The following is a 15,993-nucleotide window of genomic DNA, read 5'->3' on the forward strand; positions in this document are numbered from 1 at the left end:
GTAAAGGGGCTGCCCGGATCTCTGAGAGCCGAACTGACCCGATGGCGAAACGAAACCTGAAATCCGCTGCGTTCAACTTAACCCAAGGCCGACACATAACGACGACGCGCGAGGATTCTGGTCAATGAGCCTATTCACCCTGCTCGATTATGCCTCGGTTCTGGTCTTTGCGCTAACCGGCGCGTTGGTGGCCAGTCGGGCGCAGCTCGACATCGTGGGGTTCTGCTTTTTCGCCTGTCTGACGGCAGTGGGGGGTGGCACGGTGCGGGATGTGTTGCTGGACCGCGATCCAGTGTTCTGGATCGGGCAGCCGGGATATCTGGGCGTCGCCTGCGGTGCCGGGGTGTTGGTGTTCTTGACCGCGCATCGATTCGAGAGCCGCTACAGGGTGCTGCTGTGGCTGGATGCCTGCGCTTTGGCCGTCGCAGTTGCGGCAGGGTCCGGTGTTGCGCAGACGATGGCGCAGGCGGCACCGGTGGTGGTGGTGATGGGCATGGTGACGGGTTGCATGGGCGGGTTGATGCGCGATGTGGTGTCGAACGAGGTGCCGCTGGTGCTGAAGCAAGGCGAGCTGTATGTCACCTGCGCGTTTGCGGGATCTGTCGCGACGGTCATTGCGCATGCATGGGGCGCCGACGCCAGCGTGGCGGCAATGGCCTGCGCTGCGGTGGTCTTTGTGCTGCGGGCAGGGTCGATGATCTTTGGTTGGAGTTTGCCGGTCTACAAGTCGCGCCCGCCCCGGATCTGAGGCGGGTCGCATCGCGCAGGTTGTCGACTATTGCAGGTCGGCAAAGGCCGCTTGCAGACGTTTGCCTGCTTCGATCACGCGGGCGCGCGATGTGGCAAGGTTCACGCGCACGAACGTCTCGCCACCGGCGCCAAAGCTTGGGCCGGGACTGACCGCGATGCGGGCGTCGTCCCGGACACGGGCGGCAAAGTCGTCATAGCTCATCCCGGTGCCTGAGAAATCCACCCACGCGAGATATGTTGCCTGAAGCGGCAGGGATCGCACGCCGGGGATCGCATTCACGAGCGCGTCAAAGCTTTGACGGTTTCCGTCCAGATGCGCGATCTGCTGATCGACCCAGGCGGCACCAGCCGGGGAATAGGCCGCGGTGATCATTTGAATTGCCAGCATCCCTGGCTTGTAGTCCAGCGTGGTTTGACGTTTTTGCATCGCAGCGCGCAGATCCGGGTCAGCGATGATCATGTTGCCAGTGCGTTGGCCGGCGATGTTGAACGTTTTGGAGGCGGCAGTCAGCGTCACCAGACGCGGGCGCGCATCCGGGGCGGCGATATCCATCGGCACAAAGCTGTTGCCGGGAAAAACCAGGTCATGGTGAATTTCGTCCGAGATCAGCAGCAGATCGTTGCGTGCGGCAAAATCGGCGACGGCGCGCAGTTCGTCGGGGGTCCAGACCCGGCCCGAGGGATTCTGCGGCGAACACCAGATCAAGATCTTTTCGCGCCCGCTCAGGCGGCTTTGCGCATCGTCGAGGTCCAGCATGTAACGATAGCCGTCACGCGCCAGCGGGCATTCGACCAGTTCGCGTCCGGCCCGCGCCACCTTGTGTGCGAATTCGTGATAAACCGGCGAAAAGATCACGACGGAGTCACCCGGATCGCTCCAGACATCGAGGCATAGCGCGATGGCGTTGCCCAGCCCCTGGGTCGTCACGATCCAGTCGGTGTCGATGCTCCAGTTGTGGCGGGTCTGCATCCACCACTGGATTGCACTGGTGTATTTCGCGTTGTCCGAGTGGTAGCCAAAAATCTGATGGTCAAGCGCGGCGCGCAGCGCATCCAGAACACAGGGCGCTGTGGGATAGTCGGAATCCGCGGTCCACATGGCCAGGCCATCTGAGGGAGAGACATCGAACAGCGGCTCCATCAAGTCCCATTTGGAACTGCCAGAGCCACGGCGGTCGATATCTAGGTCGAATGGGCTGGTCATCAGTATTTACCTCAGCTGCACGTTTTCCGGGACGTTAACGGCTGTGCGCGCAGGTGCAAGATGCGGCGGGGCGGGATATTGCGCGCAGGGGCGGCTTGTCCTAGATGGAAGGCATGAAACGGCATATTCTCCTGCACCCCGATCCGCGCCTCAAGAAAGTGGCAGAGCCTGTCGACGATCTGTCGGACGGGCTGCGTAACCTGGCCGACGACATGCTTGAGACAATGTATGACGCCCCCGGCATCGGTCTGGCCGCGCCGCAGGTCGGTGTGATGAGTCGGCTGATCGTGCTGGATTGCGTCAAATCGGACACCGAAGCACCGCGCCCGCTGGTGATGTTCAATCCCGTGGTGCTGTCCTCCTCGGATGATCGCAATGTCTACGAAGAGGGATGCCTGTCGATCCCGGACCATTATGCCGATGTCGAACGCCCTGCCGACGTGCGTGTCGGCTGGATTGACCGCGACGGCACCCCGCAGGAAGAGGATTTTTCCGGCCTCTGGGCAACATGCGTGCAGCACGAGATCGACCATCTCGAAGGCAAGCTGTTCATCGACTATCTCAAGCCGCTGCGACGCCAGCTGATCACCCGCAAGATGGTCAAGCTCAAGCGCGACCAGGCGCGCGCATGAGCGTGCTGCCAATTCTGGCCTGGCCAGACGCGCGACTTAGCACGGTCTGCGTGCCGGTGGTCCACGCCGCTGATGTGGCCGATTTGGTGCACGATATGTTTGAGACAATGTATGCCGCCCCCGGTCGCGGGCTGGCGGCGCCGCAGGTTGGCGCGTTGGTCCGGGTGTTTGTGATGGATACAGGCTGGAAAACCGGAGAGAAGACTCCGCTGGTTTGCATCAATCCCGAAATCATCACAGCGTCCGAGACGGTGGCCGAAGGCGACGAAGGATGTCTTTCGATCCTCGGTGTCACCGCCTGTGTGACGCGACCGACGGAAATAACGCTGGCGTTTACAGATGTTGATGGGGTTCGCCAGCGGCGCGACATGACAGGGTCCGAGGCGATCTGTGCGCAGCACGAACTGGATCATCTTGACGGGCTGGTCACATTTGACCGGCTCGGGGCGCAGGCCCGCGCGGCGTTGATCGCGCAATACGAGGCGCGCGTATGACGGCACGGCGCTGCATCCCCTGGCCGGATCGGCGCTTGCGTCAGGTGGCGATGCCGGTGGATGTCATCACCGATGCCGTGCGTGCGCTATGGACTGACATGATCGACACAATGGATGCGATGCCGGGCGTCGGGCTGGCGGCGCCGCAGCTCGGAGAGATGCTCCGCCTGGCGGTTGTTGACGCCTCTGAGGCGCGCGGTCAGTCCGTGCGCATGGCCAACCCGGAAGTGTTGCACGCGAGCGTCGAATTGCGCGGTCATGATGAGGGCAGCCCGAATCTCCCCGGTGTCTGGGCCCGGATCGAACGCCCCCGCGCCGTGACTGTTCGGTTTCTGAATGCGGATGGCGAAGTCGAAGAACGTGACTTTGTCGGACTTTGGGCAACAAGCGTTCAGCACCAGATCGACCATCTGAACGGGCGGATGTACTTCGATCATCTGAGCAAGATCAAGCGGGACATGCTCATCCGGCGGGCGCGCAAATCGGGCTGATCCTGCGGGCGCAATGGCCCCACGCGGCGGATTTCAAGAGAGGTAGGGCATGCGGCTGATTTTCATGGGAACGCCCGAGTTTTCGGTGCCGGTGCTCGACGCGCTGGTCGCGGCGGGACACGAGGTAGCGGCAGTGTATTGCCAACCGCCACGCGCCGCCGGGCGCGGCAAGGGGTTGCGTCGGACCCCGGTGCATGAGCGGGCGCTGGATTTGGGGTTGGACGTGCGCCATCCGGTCAGCCTGCGCGTCGCCGAGGCGCAGGCCGAATTTGCTGCCTTGGATGCCGAAATCGCTGTTGTGGTGGCATATGGTCTGATCCTGCCGCAGGCGGTTCTGGCCGCGCCGGAGCGGGGCTGCCTGAATATCCACGCGTCGCTGTTGCCGCGCTGGCGTGGGGCAGCACCGATTCACCGCGCCATTATGGCTGGGGATGAAGAAACCGGGGTTTGCATCATGCAGATGGAGGCGGGGCTGGACACCGGGCCAGTGCTGCTGAGTCAATCGGTGGCGATTGCCGTCGCCGAAACCACCGGCACATTGCATGATCGGCTAAGCGTGATGGGCGCGCGGTTGATTGTCGATGCGCTGGATCAGCTTGACGTGCTTGAACCGCAGGTCCAACCTGAAAGCGGCATGACCTACGCCGCAAAGATCGACAAGGCCGAGGCAAAGGTGGACTGGACTCGCTCTGCCGTGCAGGTTGACCGGCAGATCCGGGGGCTTGCGCCCTTTCCTGGTGCCTGGACTATGATCGCGGGAGAGCGTGTCAAATTGCTGGGATCGGAACCGATGCATGGGTCGGGAACGCCGGGGCAGTTGGTGGATGACGGATTTGCCGTAGCGTGCGGCGAGGGTGCGGTGCGGATCACGCGGGCGCAACGCGCCGGGCGTGGCGCGCAGGATACCACTGAATTCTTGCGTGGTTTGCCGCTTACGGCTGGCGGCATTATCGGAGGGTAGGGCATGTTTCCAGTGATGATCGGTACGGTGGTGATCGCGGGCATCGTCGGCTACGTCTCTGAACGAACGCGGTTCACCCGGAATGGCGTGTTACAAAGCATCATCATCTGCGTTGGCGGTGCCTTTCTGGCCTATTTCGTGCAGCTGATGTTTGGCATCGGCTTTCGGTCGCCGGGCTTGAATGCGGTCGCGGCTTCGGTCGGGGCGCTGGCGATCGTGCCGACGCATTGGCGCAGGCGGTGAGGGTCACAGGGCCAAGGGACCAGTTCCGAGCTTGCCAACGGACGTGACAGAAGGAGTGAACGATGCCGATACTAGGGCTTGTGATCATCGGCGCGGCGGCGGGGTTTCTGGCCACGCGGCTGATGCGGATCGAGGCGGGGATATTTGAAACCATACTGATCGGAATGGGCGGTGCGCTGATCGGGACGCTGATCCTGCGGTTTATATTGGTTCTGACCGGGATGGCTGCCGGTCTGGTGGGGGCGGTGCTGGGGGCACTTGCGCTGATCTGGATCTGGCGGGCGGTCTTCCGCCGCTAGGCGGCTTAGCAAATTGAGTTGTGCGATATTGCAGAGATTGCTGCGCTCAACGGGGGATTTGCGATCCGGCTGCACAGCTCTACGTTACATGGGTAGCAAGAGGAGATGTGTAATGGGACTGCTGGTAGACGGCGTCTGGCAAGACAAATGGTACGACACCAAGAAATCAGGCGGGGCGTTCGAACGTTCAGCGGCCCGGTTTCGCAACTGGATCACCGCAGATGGCGCGCCCGGCCCGTCAGGTAAGGGTGGCTTTGCCGCCGAAAGCGGGCGGTACCATCTCTACGTCAGCTACGCCTGCCCCTGGGCGCACCGCGCGTTGATCTTCCGTGCCCTCAAAGGGCTGGAGGATCATATCGGTATCTCGGTGGTGCATCCCGACATGCTGGGCGATGGCTGGACCTTTGCAACGGATTTCGACGGCGCGACGGGCGACAGTCTCTATGGTCTGCCATTTGCACGCGACATTTACCTCAAGGCAGATCCGCAAATGTCGGGCCGTGTGACGGTGCCGATCCTCTGGGACAAAGAGACTGAGATGATCGTCTCGAACGAGAGCGCCGAGATCATTCGCATGTTCAACAGCGCCTTTGATGGGATCACAGGTAACCATGACGATTACTGGCCAGTGGCGCTGCATGATGCAATCGAACCGGTGAATGAACGTATCTATGACTCGCTGAATAACGGTGTTTACAAGGCTGGCTTTGCCACCACACAAGACGCCTATGATGCGGCAGTCGATCCACTATTCGATACCATGGACTGGCTCGAAGCGCGGCTGAAACAAAGTCGTTATCTGATGGGTGACCAGGTGACCGAAGCTGACTGGCGCCTCTTCACCACGCTGATCCGGTTCGACAAGGTGTATCACGGGCATTTCAAATGCAACCGGGCGCGGTTGGTCGATTTCCCGAACATCTGGGCCTATACAAAAGAGGCGTATCAATGGCCGGGCATTGCCGAGACAGTGCATTTCAACCATATCGTGCGGCACTATCACTATAGCCACGACACGATAAATCCGAACCGGATTATCCCTATCGGGCCAGATCTGGACCTGGCAGCGCCACACGGGCGTGACCGGCTCAGGGCCGCCTGACCGAATTAGGTCGGCGCAGCTGCGTAATGTTCGACCATTGCCGCCAGATCCGCTGGCGGCGTGGCGCTGGGCACAAACGCACACGCGTTTGGGCAGACCTGAAAAATTGATCCATCAGAAAAAAACGATGTATTGGTGACAAAGATGACCCGCGTATCGGGGTGGCGATAGCTGGCATAATCCGCAACAGAAAACGCGCTGCCTTCTTTCAGCACGAGATCCATGACGATGATATCAAAGCGTTGGTTCTGCAGCTGGCCAATGGCGCCGTCTTGATCTGTCACCAAAGTCACAGTTTGACCCTGGCGTTCCAGGTGGCGCTGCCAGAGCGCCCCCAAATCAGCGCGGCTTTCGACGATCAAGACGTTCACTCCACCACCTCTGCTGGAATTGTCGCGGCGAGTATTCAAATTAAATAGTCCCTTAGCCATCTATACCCGAATTCCGAAACCGAGATAAGGATATGTAACGATCATTTGACAGTCGCGGAGTTTCGCCTAATTCCTTGATTGTCCGGCAGCGAAATTTGAGGCGCGCTCCACGGAACTGGCAGAGTGGTGCTGAATAGGATATTGGAATATTGGTAGAAAATATGTCCAAGCGTATCGCTCGCACTATTTGGTATAGTCTTTGGCGATACCGATTGCAGTGTGCGATTTCGAGATTTGTCAGAGGCTTCTCGCAAATCGCTCAATCGTGCGGATTGCATCCCGAGGTCGGGTCGCGCGATGATTGAGGGAGGCCGTGTAAACCGACGGTCTGAACCGGTACGAGACGGGGTTGGAGACATCGCAAGCCATGAGAAAATGACGGGCGCCTGAGCTTCGGCCTCTTGCCCAGTGAGGACATGCTCGGGTCGATTCCGGCGCCACAATGGACCGGCCCGCACGCGGAACCGAGTTTTCTAGGGTACGCCGAGTGGTACCAGAGCTGTTTCTTTGAGTTGCCGTCTGACCGTTTCGCCGCACGGCTGAAGGCTGCACACATCAATTTGGCGGGCCGCTCTGATCTGCAGTGGGACTAGGCGCAGATGACAGAGCTGCAACGGACGCGGGGCACCCTTGCCGCAGACAGATAAGCCGCGCCGCGAAAACTCAACAGAAACTGAGGTTGCTCGCGGATCTTTGACTCGCAGTCACACTGCTGAGCCGCCTCTGAGTACGGCCCGTCGGTGATGTGTCAGCCCGAGAGCAGAGCAAGCACAATCGCGGCATTGGACGACGTGCCGCCAATCGCATCCTGACTGCTGGCCCCCAGAAAACTGCGGCGTAACTTGTCGAGCTTGTCTAGGTCGGTGAAGTCCGACACGTTGGTAGTGCCGAAAAACTGATCTGCACGTTCCTTGAACACCTTGAGCTGCTGATCAAGGTCGATGGCCCCAAAGCTCTCTGGCAGGCGCAAGGCGGTTTCAAAAACCGTTCGAAGGGATGTTGTCGCCATGACCGAAAACCACTGAGAATCAGTGGAACCGCCACGCGACACCAAGTCGTTCAGATCGCGTTCCAGCGATAGGGCGATCCGCATATTCGTGTCGGATTCGCCGATCCCGATTTCAAACTGACGGTCGATGTAGTTGCTGGTGATTTGTTCGGCAAAGCCGTCCGGGTATGTGCGGGTGGTCACCTCGTCACGAAATGGAAACGCTTGGGCGAAGGCACTATAGCGCCGATCAGGGAAAACATTGATTAATGACGTCGGACTGTTCGGGTCAGAATCGACAATACGCCGCGCGAAATCGAGCTTTCCTGCACCTTGCGGCAGGTCGAAGAAGGACATGGTGGCAAGGGTCAGGCTGACATCGTCAAAGAGGTCGTCGGGCGTCTCAATCGGCGTAGTGCGGGCATCAAGTTTGGCAATCAGCTTGGCCGTGGGGCTGTCCTCGATGTCAGTTTCAGTATCGCCAAAGGCAAATGCCTTGGACAATGCGAGGTAGCGTCTGTCGTCAAGCTGTGCGGCAAAGGAACTGGTGTCGTAAGTATCCGATTCGAGGACGCTCAGCAGAAATCCGGGCTTGTCTGTTCGCGCGTAGTCCCGATCCAGCCCAAAGATTTCTAACGCGCTCTGAAGCAGGTCGGGCGAGTCCAGCAGATCCTGTGCAGACTGCAAGTCGGGCAGTTTGTCGGCGAACAGAGCGGCAAAGCCGTAGAGGCTGCCATTTCTCTGGTCTTTGGACTGAAAATCAAAGGCCTGCGCCAGTTCGACATAGCGTTTGTCGGAGAGCTTGTTTGCAAACGATGTAGCATCGTTAAGATCCGACGTCAGAACCTTTTGCAGGAAAAAGGTGTTGTTGCGGTCCGATTCGAGCCCGAAAGTGCGCAGTGTGGCCCGCAGCAGACTGGGATCGGACAACAAGTCATCGGCGGTTGTCAGCGCGGCGAGCTTGTCGGAAATCACAGATGTCTCGTCCGGCGTATCGACCTTTGGCCCGCTGGTCCCGGCAAAGTTAAATGTCTGAGCCAGGGCGAGATACCGTTTGTCAGCCAGCCGGTTGGCAAGCGATGTACTGTCCGAAAGATCGGAATCCAGCACCTGTTTGATAAAGGCGCGGTTGTTGATGTCGTCGTCGAGTCCAAAGGCACCAAGAGAGACCCGCAAAAGATCGCGATTGTCCATAAGCTGCTCGGATGTCTGGATTGACTGGATCTGTTCGGCAAACTTTTCCTTGTCGCGCGTGATCTGCGGCGATTTCGCAAAGGCCGCCTGTTGCTGCGCGCGTGTGCGTTCCAGAAATGCCCAACCTGTGAGCCCGGTTCCGGACACGATGGGGGTGTAGGTCATGATGGCTCCGATGCCAGAAGACGACTCAGCGATGGCGGTGCTAAGTTCCAGTCTGGTGGATCTTGGCACGGCCATCGCTGAGGATAGGCATGCGGTCTTAACAAACTCTTGCGTGTCGTCGGTCGGCCAGAGCTTTACGCGACCAGTGTTTCCGCGCGTTTCAGGTCTACCGAGACCAACTGACTGACGCCCTGTTCCTGCATTGTCACGCCAAACAGCCGGTCCATGCGGCTCATCGTGACAGCGTGGTGAGTGATGATCAGGAACCGGGTGTCGGTACGGCGGCACATTTCGTCCAGCAGGTCGCAGAACCGCGTCACGTTGGCGTCGTCCAGTGGCGCGTCCACTTCGTCCAGCACACAGATTGGCGCCGGGTTGGCCAGGAACACCGCAAAGATCAGTGCCATCGCCGTCAGGGTTTGTTCGCCACCCGACAGGAGCGAAAGGGTCGACAGCTTTTTGCCCGGCGGCTGGCAGAGGATTTCGAGTCCTGCCTCCAGGGGATCGTCGGATTCAACCATCACCAGATTGGCCTCACCACCATTAAAGAGGTGGGTAAAGAGCAGCCGGAAGTTGCTGTTCACCTGCTCAAACGCGGTCAAAAGGCGCTCGCGGCCCTCGCGGTTGAGGCTGGAAATTCCTGCGCGCAGGGTCCTGATTGCCTCTTCGAGATCGGCCTTTTCCGCGATCAAGGTGTCGTGCTCGTCCTGCACCTCTTTGGCATCCTCTTCGGCGCGTAGGTTTACGGCACCAAGGGCATCGCGCTGGCGTTTGAGCATGGCAACTTGCGCGTCGATGGAATCAGAGCCGGGCATGGCTTCGACATCGGTGTCAAGTTGGGTCAGCAACGCTTGCGGCGTCGTTTCCTGATCCTCGCGGATGCGGTCGACCGCGTGGGCAACGGTGTCGCGGGCGGCCTGTGCGCGGGCGTCAGCGGCGGCGCGCGCTTCGCGGGCGTCCGATGCCGCCCGTTCGGCATCCCGTTCGGCTGCAATGGTGGTGCGCAGGGTGCCTTCGGCGGCGTTGAGCGCCTCAATCGCGGCTGCGCGGCGCGCTTCTGCGGTGGCCATCGACGCACTCAGGTTTTCACGTTGTGCTGCCAATTCGGTCGGTACGGCGCGGGCGGTGGCCAACTCGGCCTCGGTGTTGGCGAGACGGTCGCTGAGTTCGGTGCTGCGGGACCGGGCGGTGTCCAGGCGGTGACGCCAGCCGCCAAGATCCTTGGTCACCTGCTGGGTGCGCGCCGTGCGGGCATCGCCTTCGCGGCGCAACTCGTCATGCGCCGACCGACGCGTCATCATGATCATACGCGCCGCCTCGACAGTCATCTTGATGTCCTCGACCTGCCCGCGGGCAGTGTCGAGATCGCCCAGATCGGCCACTGCCCGTTTCGCCTCAATCACTTGGTTGCGGGCCTGTGTGGCATCATCCTCGTGTCGCGACACCGCGAGGCCCAGGCTTTCGACTTTGCCTAGCGCCATGTTTCGCTCGGCTTCGGCCCGACCGGCGGCGCGGGTGGCCTGGGTCAGCGCGGCATCCGCCTCGCGGCGCGCCTCGCGGGCGACCTTGTCGGCGCGGGTGAGGTCGGCAAGGCGGGCGGTCAGCGTATTGTGGGCGTCGCGGGCACCGTCCATTCGGGCGGTTGCGCGGGTCATTTCCTGTTTTAGCTGTTCCAGACGATTGAGCTGTTCCAGACGTAGCGCGGCGGCTGAAGGCGCATCTTCTGCCCAGGCGCGAAACCCGTCCCAACGCCACAGGTCCCCTTCGACGCTGACCAGCCGTTGTCCAGGTTTTAGCCGCGGTTGCAGGCGCAGGCCGTCATCGGCCTCGACCAGACCGATCTGGGACATCCGGCGGGTCAGAACCTCGGGAACCGAAACGTGCTGGCTGAGCGCGGTAATGCCCGCAGGCAGGGGTTGGGTTTCGTCATAGGCGGCCAATACCGTCCAGCCCGAAGGGCCATCACCATCAACCTGAGGCGCACGTAGATCGTCTGACAGCGCCGCGCCCAGAGCTTTTTCAAAGCCCTGTTCGACCTGAAGCCGATCAAGGATCTGCCCGCCTTCGGCAGTGTCGCGATCGAGCAGGCGGGCCAGCGCCGAAACTTCGGCACGCAACGCATTGGCCTCGCCTTCGGCCTCGGACCGTTCAGCGCGGGCATCGGCCTCGCGGGACTGGGTCTCAGCGCGGGCAGTTTCGGAATCGGCCAGCAGTTTTTCGGTACGGTCAGCCATGGTCTGGGCGCTTTGAACCGTGGACTGTGCCCCGGCCATCGCGGCGCTGGATTGTTCGACCGTGGTCTGTGCGGCGGCCACGGCTGCGCGGGCGCGGGCTGCCTCACCCTCTGATCGTTCAAGCATCTTTTGGTTGTCTGACAGGAACCGGTGTGCGGACTGATGGCGCGCGGCCAAACGGGCTACATCCTCGGTTAGTTGACTCAGGTCGCCCTCGCGGGCCTGAAGCACTCCGGCGGCGTCGCGCGCGGCTTCGCTGGCATCTAAGAGCCGGTCCTCATGGCCTTCGGACGCTTTGGCCAGTTCGTCGGCCTCCGCTTCGAGACGCTCGATCGTTTCGCCAGCGTCGCGGTTGAGTCCGGTCTCGCGTTCCATATCGGCGGCCATCTGGGCAATGCGGCGTTCCAGTGTGGCAATCGTGTCCGCGGCATGCTTTTCCTGATCGGCGAGCGTGTCGCGCTGAACGCTGAGGCGTTGCAGCACAGCGGCGGCGATTGCTTCTTCCTCGCGCAGGGGCGGGAGAGCAGCGTCGCTGGCTTCATGGAGACGGGTCGCTTCGCGCGCTGTGGATTCGGCGCGTGCGGCCTGAGTCGTGGCCTCGCGCAGGACAGCTTCGGCACGCAGCCGGCCCTCTTCGGCATCGCGCCAGCGACGATAGAGCAGCATCCCCTCGGCCTGCCGCAATTCGGTTCCAATGGCGCGATAGCGCGCGGCCTGGCGCGCCTGTCGCGCAAGGGTCGCCAACTGCGCGGCAAGCTGTTCGACCACATCATCGACACGCAGCAGATTTGACTCGGTATTGTTGAGTTTCAGCTCTGCTTCGTGACGTCGCTGATACAAGCCCGAGATGCCGGCGGCCTCTTCGAGGATGCGGCGGCGGCTTTTGGGTTTGGCGTTGATCAGCTCGGAAATCTGGCCCTGACGGACCAAAGCGGGCGAATGTGCCCCGGTCGAGGCATCTGCAAAGAGCATCTGCACATCGCGGGCGCGCACCTCTTTGCTGTTGGTCTTGTAGGCCGAGCCGACGTCGCGGGTGATGCGGCGCACAATGTCGAGTTGGTCACTATCGTTGAACCCGGAAGGTGCTAGCCGCTCGGAATTGTCGATGGTCAGGCAGACTTCGGCAAAGTTGCGGGCAGGGCGCGACGCGGCGCCGGCAAAGATCACATCCTCCATCCCACCGCCGCGCATCGCAGTGGGGCGATTTTCGCCCATAACCCAGCGCAGCGCTTCAAGCAGGTTGGATTTGCCGCAGCCATTGGGCCCAACAACGCCAGTCAACCCGTCCGCGATGATCAGGTCGGTCGGATCCACAAAGCTTTTGAAGCCGGTCAGTCGGAGTTTAGAAAAACGCACGTATTCTGGGCCTGTTGATTCTGGTTTGCCGATCAGTGTGCGGGTTTGCAGGGGGGCGAGTCAACGGATTTGGCCCGTATTTGGTTGAGGGGCATACCTTATCCACAAGATATTGCGACGTATGGGGGGCTTGCCTTTTCCCCGATGGCCGGCAAAATATTCTTGTATGCCAGTGGGACGGGATAAGGCCATGATGTTGAGAATTGCACCGGTGTCACCGCGCGACACGCGTGTTGGGCGATTGCTCCAGCAAAGCCAGGATCTGATGCGCAGCTTGTTTGCGCCCGAGGAAAACAACTTTCTTGAGATTGAGGCGCTCTGCGCGCCGGAAATCACACTGTTTGCTGCAGAACAGGACGGACGTCTGTGGGGCTGCGCCGCGCTGCGCCGGTGTGATGGCTATGGCGAGGTCAAGTCGATGTTTGTGGACCCCGAGGCCCGCGGTCGTGGGGTCGGCGCGCAACTTCTGGCGCATCTCGAAGCCGAGGCCAAGGACGAGGGGCTGGTTATGCTGCGATTGGAGACTGGGCGTGGGCTGGATGCTGCGGCGCGGCTTTATGAAGCACGCGGGTTCGAGGAATGTGGACCGTTCGGGGGCTACAAGGCGATCCCGGCAAGCCGATTTTTCGAAAAGATACTGGCGCTTCAGCCTTTGTAACACTCGAGTCCGGCACGACCTAGGCCAGCACGGCTGCCCAGGTCAATGTCCAAGACGTCACAATAGAAACTGACCCGCCGTTTCGGTTTTGGTGGTGGCCTGGCGCCGTCACACGACAGGCCTACGATCATCATCGCAGGATCACCGCGGATCCAGCGCGGTGTGCAGCCGGTTGCGCGATGCGCGGCTAGGCCTGCTTTGCGCGCGACCTGGGGGAATTTGGGCAGGAATTCGGGGTTGGTGCGGGTCGCTTCAACCAGTGGTCCGTTGATGCGAAGCACAAACGCGCTATCCTCGACCACCATCGTCTGAGAGGGCAAGCCACGAAATCCGGGACCGGCCGTGTTGCAGGCCGCGAGTAAGAGCAGAGAGAGAGAGAGCAGGCCGCGCATACCGCATTTATGCGCGACTTGATTAACGAACGGTTACTTAGTCAAAGATTACTAGGCGATACGTTGCGTCCATTTGGACGCGAGATCTGCCAGCAGGCGGCCAAGCATCACCACATCTGCGCCGACGGCGACAAATTGCGCGCCATTGGCGAAATGCTGATCGATGGCGGCATCGGGAAAGTCGATGATGCCCGCAGGCTTCCCCGCAGCAGTGATCCGGCGCAGGGTGTCGGCGACAACGTCCAGCATGACGGGGTTGTTCATGTCATTGGTATAGCCCATGTCGCAGGCCAGATCGGCAGGGCCGACAAAAACGCCATCCACGCCATCGACGGCCATGATTTCGTCTAGCGCCTCGACGGCGGCGCGGGTCTCGATCTGGACGATAAGGCACATCTGGTCATTCGCGCTGGCGGAATAATCGGCGATGCGGCCGAAATTCGACCCGCGCCCCAACACATGACCCATGCCGCGGATGCCGTCGGGCGGATAACGCATGGCGCGGACCAGCGCCCGTGCGTCTTCCGCAGAATTCACCATTGGGATCAGCAGGGTCTGTGCGCCTGCGTCCAGAACCTGCTTGATCAGCCAGGGCTCTGACATCGGCAGTCGCACGATGGGAGCGGTAAATGGCGACACAACTTGCAATTGCCGTGTGACTGAAGGCAGGTCGTTTGGGGCGTGCTCACCGTCAATCAGCACCCAGTCGAAGCCGGACCGCGCGACCACCTCTGCGGCATAAGGATCGCACAATCCCATCCAGCATCCGATGCTCCGGTATCCTGATAAAAGTGATGTTTTGAAAGTGTTTTCTGGCGCAGCCATGGAGTTTTCCTCGTTCTTGTCTGTGGCGTCGGGTAAAGAATCCGCGCGGTATAAAGTTCATGCTACTGTGCTATTGGCAACCCAAAACTTATATTTATGGCAGGAAGAATGCGCTTAGGAAGCTCCAGGATAAAAGGAGAAGTGTCGCCACTATGAGTTGTTGCCGTTTCACTCTGTCCTGCGGCGAACGCAGCCAAAGCGATCACTGGTGCAATGCAGCGCCCGGCCCGGGAACGCTGTGACCAGTCTGCCGGATGGCACGGCGACGCAATTCAAAAAGAGTGTGGAACATCAGCCAGCCCCAAACGGCAAAGATCACCGCACTGATTGCCAATGACAGGATCTGGGGCGGTGTCATCGGCTCCCCTCATCGGATTTCAGCACCGCACAAGCCTGCGACATGCGCGTCGGCGAAAACGAAGCGATATGAAGTTTGATCCGCTTGAGAATGTGTGTCGTTGCATCACCGCTGTCCTCTTTCCCTAGACTCAGGGTGGGGCGCGGTCGCTTCTCTGACAAGCCCTAGTTGCCGGGGCTTGCCATGAAATAATGTCAGAATGTAACGGTCACGCCGGGCAGATTCAGCGACTTGATCAGATCGCGTAGTTCCTGCCGCGCAGCAACATTCGAAATGTTGAGCTGCTTGACGCCCAGGTCCTTGAGATCGAGCAAGGTCAAGCCGCGCGGGAACAGTTCGCGAAACACTACACGTTCGGAAAATCCGGGCGCGATGCGAAAACCGATCCGTTTGGCCAGACGCTCGAGCGCCTTTTCCATCTTCATTTTATTGACCATGTTTTGCGCCCCCAGTCGGTTGCGCAGCACGATCCAGTCGATCGGTTGCAGTCCAGCCTGCGCGCGCAGCTGGCGGGCATTCCAGACCATCTCGGAGTAGACTGACGGACCTTTGATCTTGTCCCCCGATGCGTCCACGTGAGCCAGCAGATCAAAATCGACAAAACTGTCGTTGAGCGGTGTGATCAGCGTGTCGGCCAGGGAATGCGCGACCTGGCTGAGCCGGGTGTGCGAGCCGGGGCAGTCGATCAGGATAAAATCGCTCGATGTTTCAAGCTGCGCAACCGCGGCGGATAGCCGGTGGTCAAAGGCATTCTCGCCGGGCTGCAGGTCGGCAGTTTCGATGTCGGGCAGCTCGATGTAATTGGGCCCGGGCAGATCAAGCCCCTCGGACGCAAGATAACTGCGACGGTTGTCGGTGTAGCGCCCCATGGTGCGTTGCCGCAGGTCCAGGTCCAGCGCGCCGACCCGATGGCCCATTCGGGCGAGCGCAGTTGCCACATGCATCGAGACGGTCGATTTGCCCGCGCCGCCTTTTTCGTTTCCGACAACGATGATATGTGCCACGTCCGGTTCCTTGATCCTAATCCCACATGTTCGTCTGTGGTGCGTTGGGCACTACAGTATATGGTGGCGAGGGCAGTGAAAAGACCGGGAAACGCGCAGATCCGCGCGTTGTGTCACTCCTGCCGCAGATCCGTCATAGGCACAGTTCCCTGCTTTGAGGTATGGGATTCGGAAGCCGCCAAGAAAATGAGCAAAGTTGCGTCAAAATAACT

17 protein-coding genes are annotated in these 15,993 nt (G+C 60.5%); 9 read left to right on the top strand and 8 right to left on the bottom strand.

The genetic code is table 11. The annotated features are described in order from the left end of the window. Positions 1 to 124: 124 nt before the first annotated feature. Positions 125 to 748: a trimeric intracellular cation channel family protein gene (locus tag IMCC21224_RS03365; protein ID WP_047994151.1), complete on the top strand. Its 624-nt coding sequence runs from the start codon at positions 125 to 127 to the stop codon at positions 746 to 748. A gap of 27 nt (positions 749 to 775) precedes the next feature. Here IMCC21224_RS03365 and IMCC21224_RS03370 read toward each other — a convergent pair whose 3' ends face one another. Next, positions 776 to 1,954, bottom strand: a complete 1,179-nt coding sequence (locus IMCC21224_RS03370) for a MalY/PatB family protein (protein ID WP_047994152.1) — start codon at positions 1,952 to 1,954, stop codon at positions 776 to 778. A 113-nt stretch (positions 1,955 to 2,067) separates the two neighbouring features. Here IMCC21224_RS03370 and def (IMCC21224_RS03375) point away from each other — a divergent pair, with 113 nt between their 5' ends. The 7 genes from def (IMCC21224_RS03375) to IMCC21224_RS03405 all read left to right on the top strand — a co-directional run bounded on the left by def (IMCC21224_RS03375) (position 2,068) and on the right by IMCC21224_RS03405 (position 6,176). Next, positions 2,068 to 2,586, top strand: a complete 519-nt coding sequence (gene def, locus IMCC21224_RS03375; RefSeq protein ID WP_197089159.1) for a peptide deformylase — start codon at positions 2,068 to 2,070, stop codon at positions 2,584 to 2,586. Then, the gene (def, locus tag IMCC21224_RS03380) at positions 2,583 to 3,080 is read left to right on the top strand and encodes a peptide deformylase (protein WP_047994154.1); all 498 of its coding nucleotides are present in this window, start codon (positions 2,583 to 2,585) and stop codon (positions 3,078 to 3,080) included. Before def (IMCC21224_RS03375) ends, def (IMCC21224_RS03380) begins: the two co-directional genes overlap by 4 nt. Further along, the gene (gene def, locus IMCC21224_RS03385; protein WP_047994155.1) at positions 3,077 to 3,571 is read left to right on the top strand and encodes a peptide deformylase; all 495 of its coding nucleotides are present in this window, start codon (positions 3,077 to 3,079) and stop codon (positions 3,569 to 3,571) included. The genes def (IMCC21224_RS03380) and def (IMCC21224_RS03385) overlap by 4 nt, the downstream gene beginning before the upstream one ends. A gap of 49 nt (positions 3,572 to 3,620) precedes the next feature. Further along, positions 3,621 to 4,532 carry a methionyl-tRNA formyltransferase gene (fmt, locus tag IMCC21224_RS03390; RefSeq protein ID WP_047994156.1) on the top strand — a complete coding sequence of 304 codons (912 nt, stop codon included), beginning with the start codon at positions 3,621 to 3,623 and terminating at the stop codon, positions 4,530 to 4,532. 3 nt (positions 4,533 to 4,535) lie between these two features. After that, positions 4,536 to 4,775 (top strand): hypothetical protein, encoded by a 240-nt coding sequence (locus IMCC21224_RS03395; RefSeq protein ID WP_047994157.1) that lies wholly within the window; start codon positions 4,536 to 4,538, stop codon positions 4,773 to 4,775. A gap of 62 nt (positions 4,776 to 4,837) precedes the next feature. Next, positions 4,838 to 5,074 (top strand): GlsB/YeaQ/YmgE family stress response membrane protein, encoded by a 237-nt coding sequence (locus tag IMCC21224_RS03400; protein WP_047994158.1) that lies wholly within the window; start codon positions 4,838 to 4,840, stop codon positions 5,072 to 5,074. A gap of 112 nt (positions 5,075 to 5,186) precedes the next feature. Then, positions 5,187 to 6,176 (top strand): glutathione S-transferase family protein, encoded by a 990-nt coding sequence (locus IMCC21224_RS03405; protein ID WP_047994159.1) that lies wholly within the window; start codon positions 5,187 to 5,189, stop codon positions 6,174 to 6,176. 5 nt (positions 6,177 to 6,181) lie between these two features. Here IMCC21224_RS03405 and IMCC21224_RS03410 read toward each other — a convergent pair whose 3' ends face one another. The 3 genes from IMCC21224_RS03410 to smc all read right to left on the bottom strand — a co-directional run bounded on the left by IMCC21224_RS03410 (position 6,182) and on the right by smc (position 12,544). After that, complete coding sequence (locus IMCC21224_RS03410; RefSeq protein ID WP_047994160.1) at positions 6,182 to 6,547, bottom strand: response regulator transcription factor; 366 nt, start codon at positions 6,545 to 6,547, stop codon at positions 6,182 to 6,184. An 808-nt stretch (positions 6,548 to 7,355) separates the two neighbouring features. Then, positions 7,356 to 8,954 carry a DUF1217 domain-containing protein gene (locus IMCC21224_RS03415; RefSeq protein WP_047996840.1) on the bottom strand — a complete coding sequence of 533 codons (1,599 nt, stop codon included), beginning with the start codon at positions 8,952 to 8,954 and terminating at the stop codon, positions 7,356 to 7,358. 134 nt (positions 8,955 to 9,088) lie between these two features. Next, positions 9,089 to 12,544, bottom strand: a complete 3,456-nt coding sequence (gene smc / locus IMCC21224_RS03420) for a chromosome segregation protein SMC (protein ID WP_047994161.1) — start codon at positions 12,542 to 12,544, stop codon at positions 9,089 to 9,091. 190 nt (positions 12,545 to 12,734) lie between these two features. On the opposite strand from smc, the gene IMCC21224_RS03425 reads away from it, so the two are divergent. Then, positions 12,735 to 13,202: a GNAT family N-acetyltransferase gene (locus IMCC21224_RS03425; RefSeq protein WP_047994162.1), complete on the top strand. Its 468-nt coding sequence runs from the start codon at positions 12,735 to 12,737 to the stop codon at positions 13,200 to 13,202. Here the strand turns inward: IMCC21224_RS03425 and IMCC21224_RS03430 are convergent. The 4 genes from IMCC21224_RS03430 to IMCC21224_RS03440 form a co-directional block, all read right to left on the bottom strand. After that, the gene (locus tag IMCC21224_RS03430; protein WP_231582007.1) at positions 13,190 to 13,522 is read right to left on the bottom strand and encodes a hypothetical protein; all 333 of its coding nucleotides are present in this window, start codon (positions 13,520 to 13,522) and stop codon (positions 13,190 to 13,192) included. The two genes, IMCC21224_RS03425 and IMCC21224_RS03430, sit on opposite strands and share 13 nt — an antisense overlap. Positions 13,523 to 13,645: 123 nt before the next feature. Continuing rightward, entirely contained in the window at positions 13,646 to 14,353 is a 708-nt protein-coding gene (locus IMCC21224_RS03435) for an HpcH/HpaI aldolase/citrate lyase family protein (RefSeq protein ID WP_369795987.1), read from the bottom strand. A 268-nt stretch (positions 14,354 to 14,621) separates the two neighbouring features. Beyond that, positions 14,622 to 14,777: a hypothetical protein gene (locus IMCC21224_RS27640; RefSeq protein ID WP_156178097.1), complete on the bottom strand. Its 156-nt coding sequence runs from the start codon at positions 14,775 to 14,777 to the stop codon at positions 14,622 to 14,624. 194 nt (positions 14,778 to 14,971) lie between these two features. Continuing rightward, the gene (locus IMCC21224_RS03440) at positions 14,972 to 15,781 is read right to left on the bottom strand and encodes a division plane positioning ATPase MipZ (RefSeq protein ID WP_047994165.1); all 810 of its coding nucleotides are present in this window, start codon (positions 15,779 to 15,781) and stop codon (positions 14,972 to 14,974) included. Positions 15,782 to 15,993: the final 212 nt, after the last annotated feature.

Source organism: Puniceibacterium sp. IMCC21224, from assembly GCF_001038505.1.
Taxonomy (GTDB): Bacteria; Pseudomonadota; Alphaproteobacteria; order Rhodobacterales; family Rhodobacteraceae; genus Puniceibacterium.

What these genes read in the sequence shown, in the direction of transcription:
- IMCC21224_RS03365 (WP_047994151.1), top strand. Translation starts at nt 125, where the DNA reads ATGAGCCTATTCACCCTGCTCGATTATGCCTCGGTTCTGGTCTTTGCG.
- IMCC21224_RS03370 (WP_047994152.1), bottom strand. Translation starts at nt 1,954, where the DNA reads ATGACCAGCCCATTCGACCTAGATATCGACCGCCGTGGCTCTGGCAGT.
- def (WP_197089159.1), top strand. Translation starts at nt 2,068, where the DNA reads ATGAAACGGCATATTCTCCTGCACCCCGATCCGCGCCTCAAGAAAGTG.
- def (WP_047994154.1), top strand. Translation starts at nt 2,583, where the DNA reads ATGAGCGTGCTGCCAATTCTGGCCTGGCCAGACGCGCGACTTAGCACG.
- def (WP_047994155.1), top strand. Translation starts at nt 3,077, where the DNA reads ATGACGGCACGGCGCTGCATCCCCTGGCCGGATCGGCGCTTGCGTCAG.
- fmt (WP_047994156.1), top strand. Translation starts at nt 3,621, where the DNA reads ATGCGGCTGATTTTCATGGGAACGCCCGAGTTTTCGGTGCCGGTGCTC.
- IMCC21224_RS03395 (WP_047994157.1), top strand. Translation starts at nt 4,536, where the DNA reads ATGTTTCCAGTGATGATCGGTACGGTGGTGATCGCGGGCATCGTCGGC.
- IMCC21224_RS03400 (WP_047994158.1), top strand. Translation starts at nt 4,838, where the DNA reads ATGCCGATACTAGGGCTTGTGATCATCGGCGCGGCGGCGGGGTTTCTG.
- IMCC21224_RS03405 (WP_047994159.1), top strand. Translation starts at nt 5,187, where the DNA reads ATGGGACTGCTGGTAGACGGCGTCTGGCAAGACAAATGGTACGACACC.
- IMCC21224_RS03415 (WP_047996840.1), bottom strand. Translation starts at nt 8,954, where the DNA reads ATGACCTACACCCCCATCGTGTCCGGAACCGGGCTCACAGGTTGGGCA.
- IMCC21224_RS03425 (WP_047994162.1), top strand. Translation starts at nt 12,735, where the DNA reads ATGATGTTGAGAATTGCACCGGTGTCACCGCGCGACACGCGTGTTGGG.
- IMCC21224_RS03435 (WP_369795987.1), bottom strand. Translation starts at nt 14,353, where the DNA reads ATGGGATTGTGCGATCCTTATGCCGCAGAGGTGGTCGCGCGGTCCGGC.
- IMCC21224_RS27640 (WP_156178097.1), bottom strand. Translation starts at nt 14,777, where the DNA reads ATGACACCGCCCCAGATCCTGTCATTGGCAATCAGTGCGGTGATCTTT.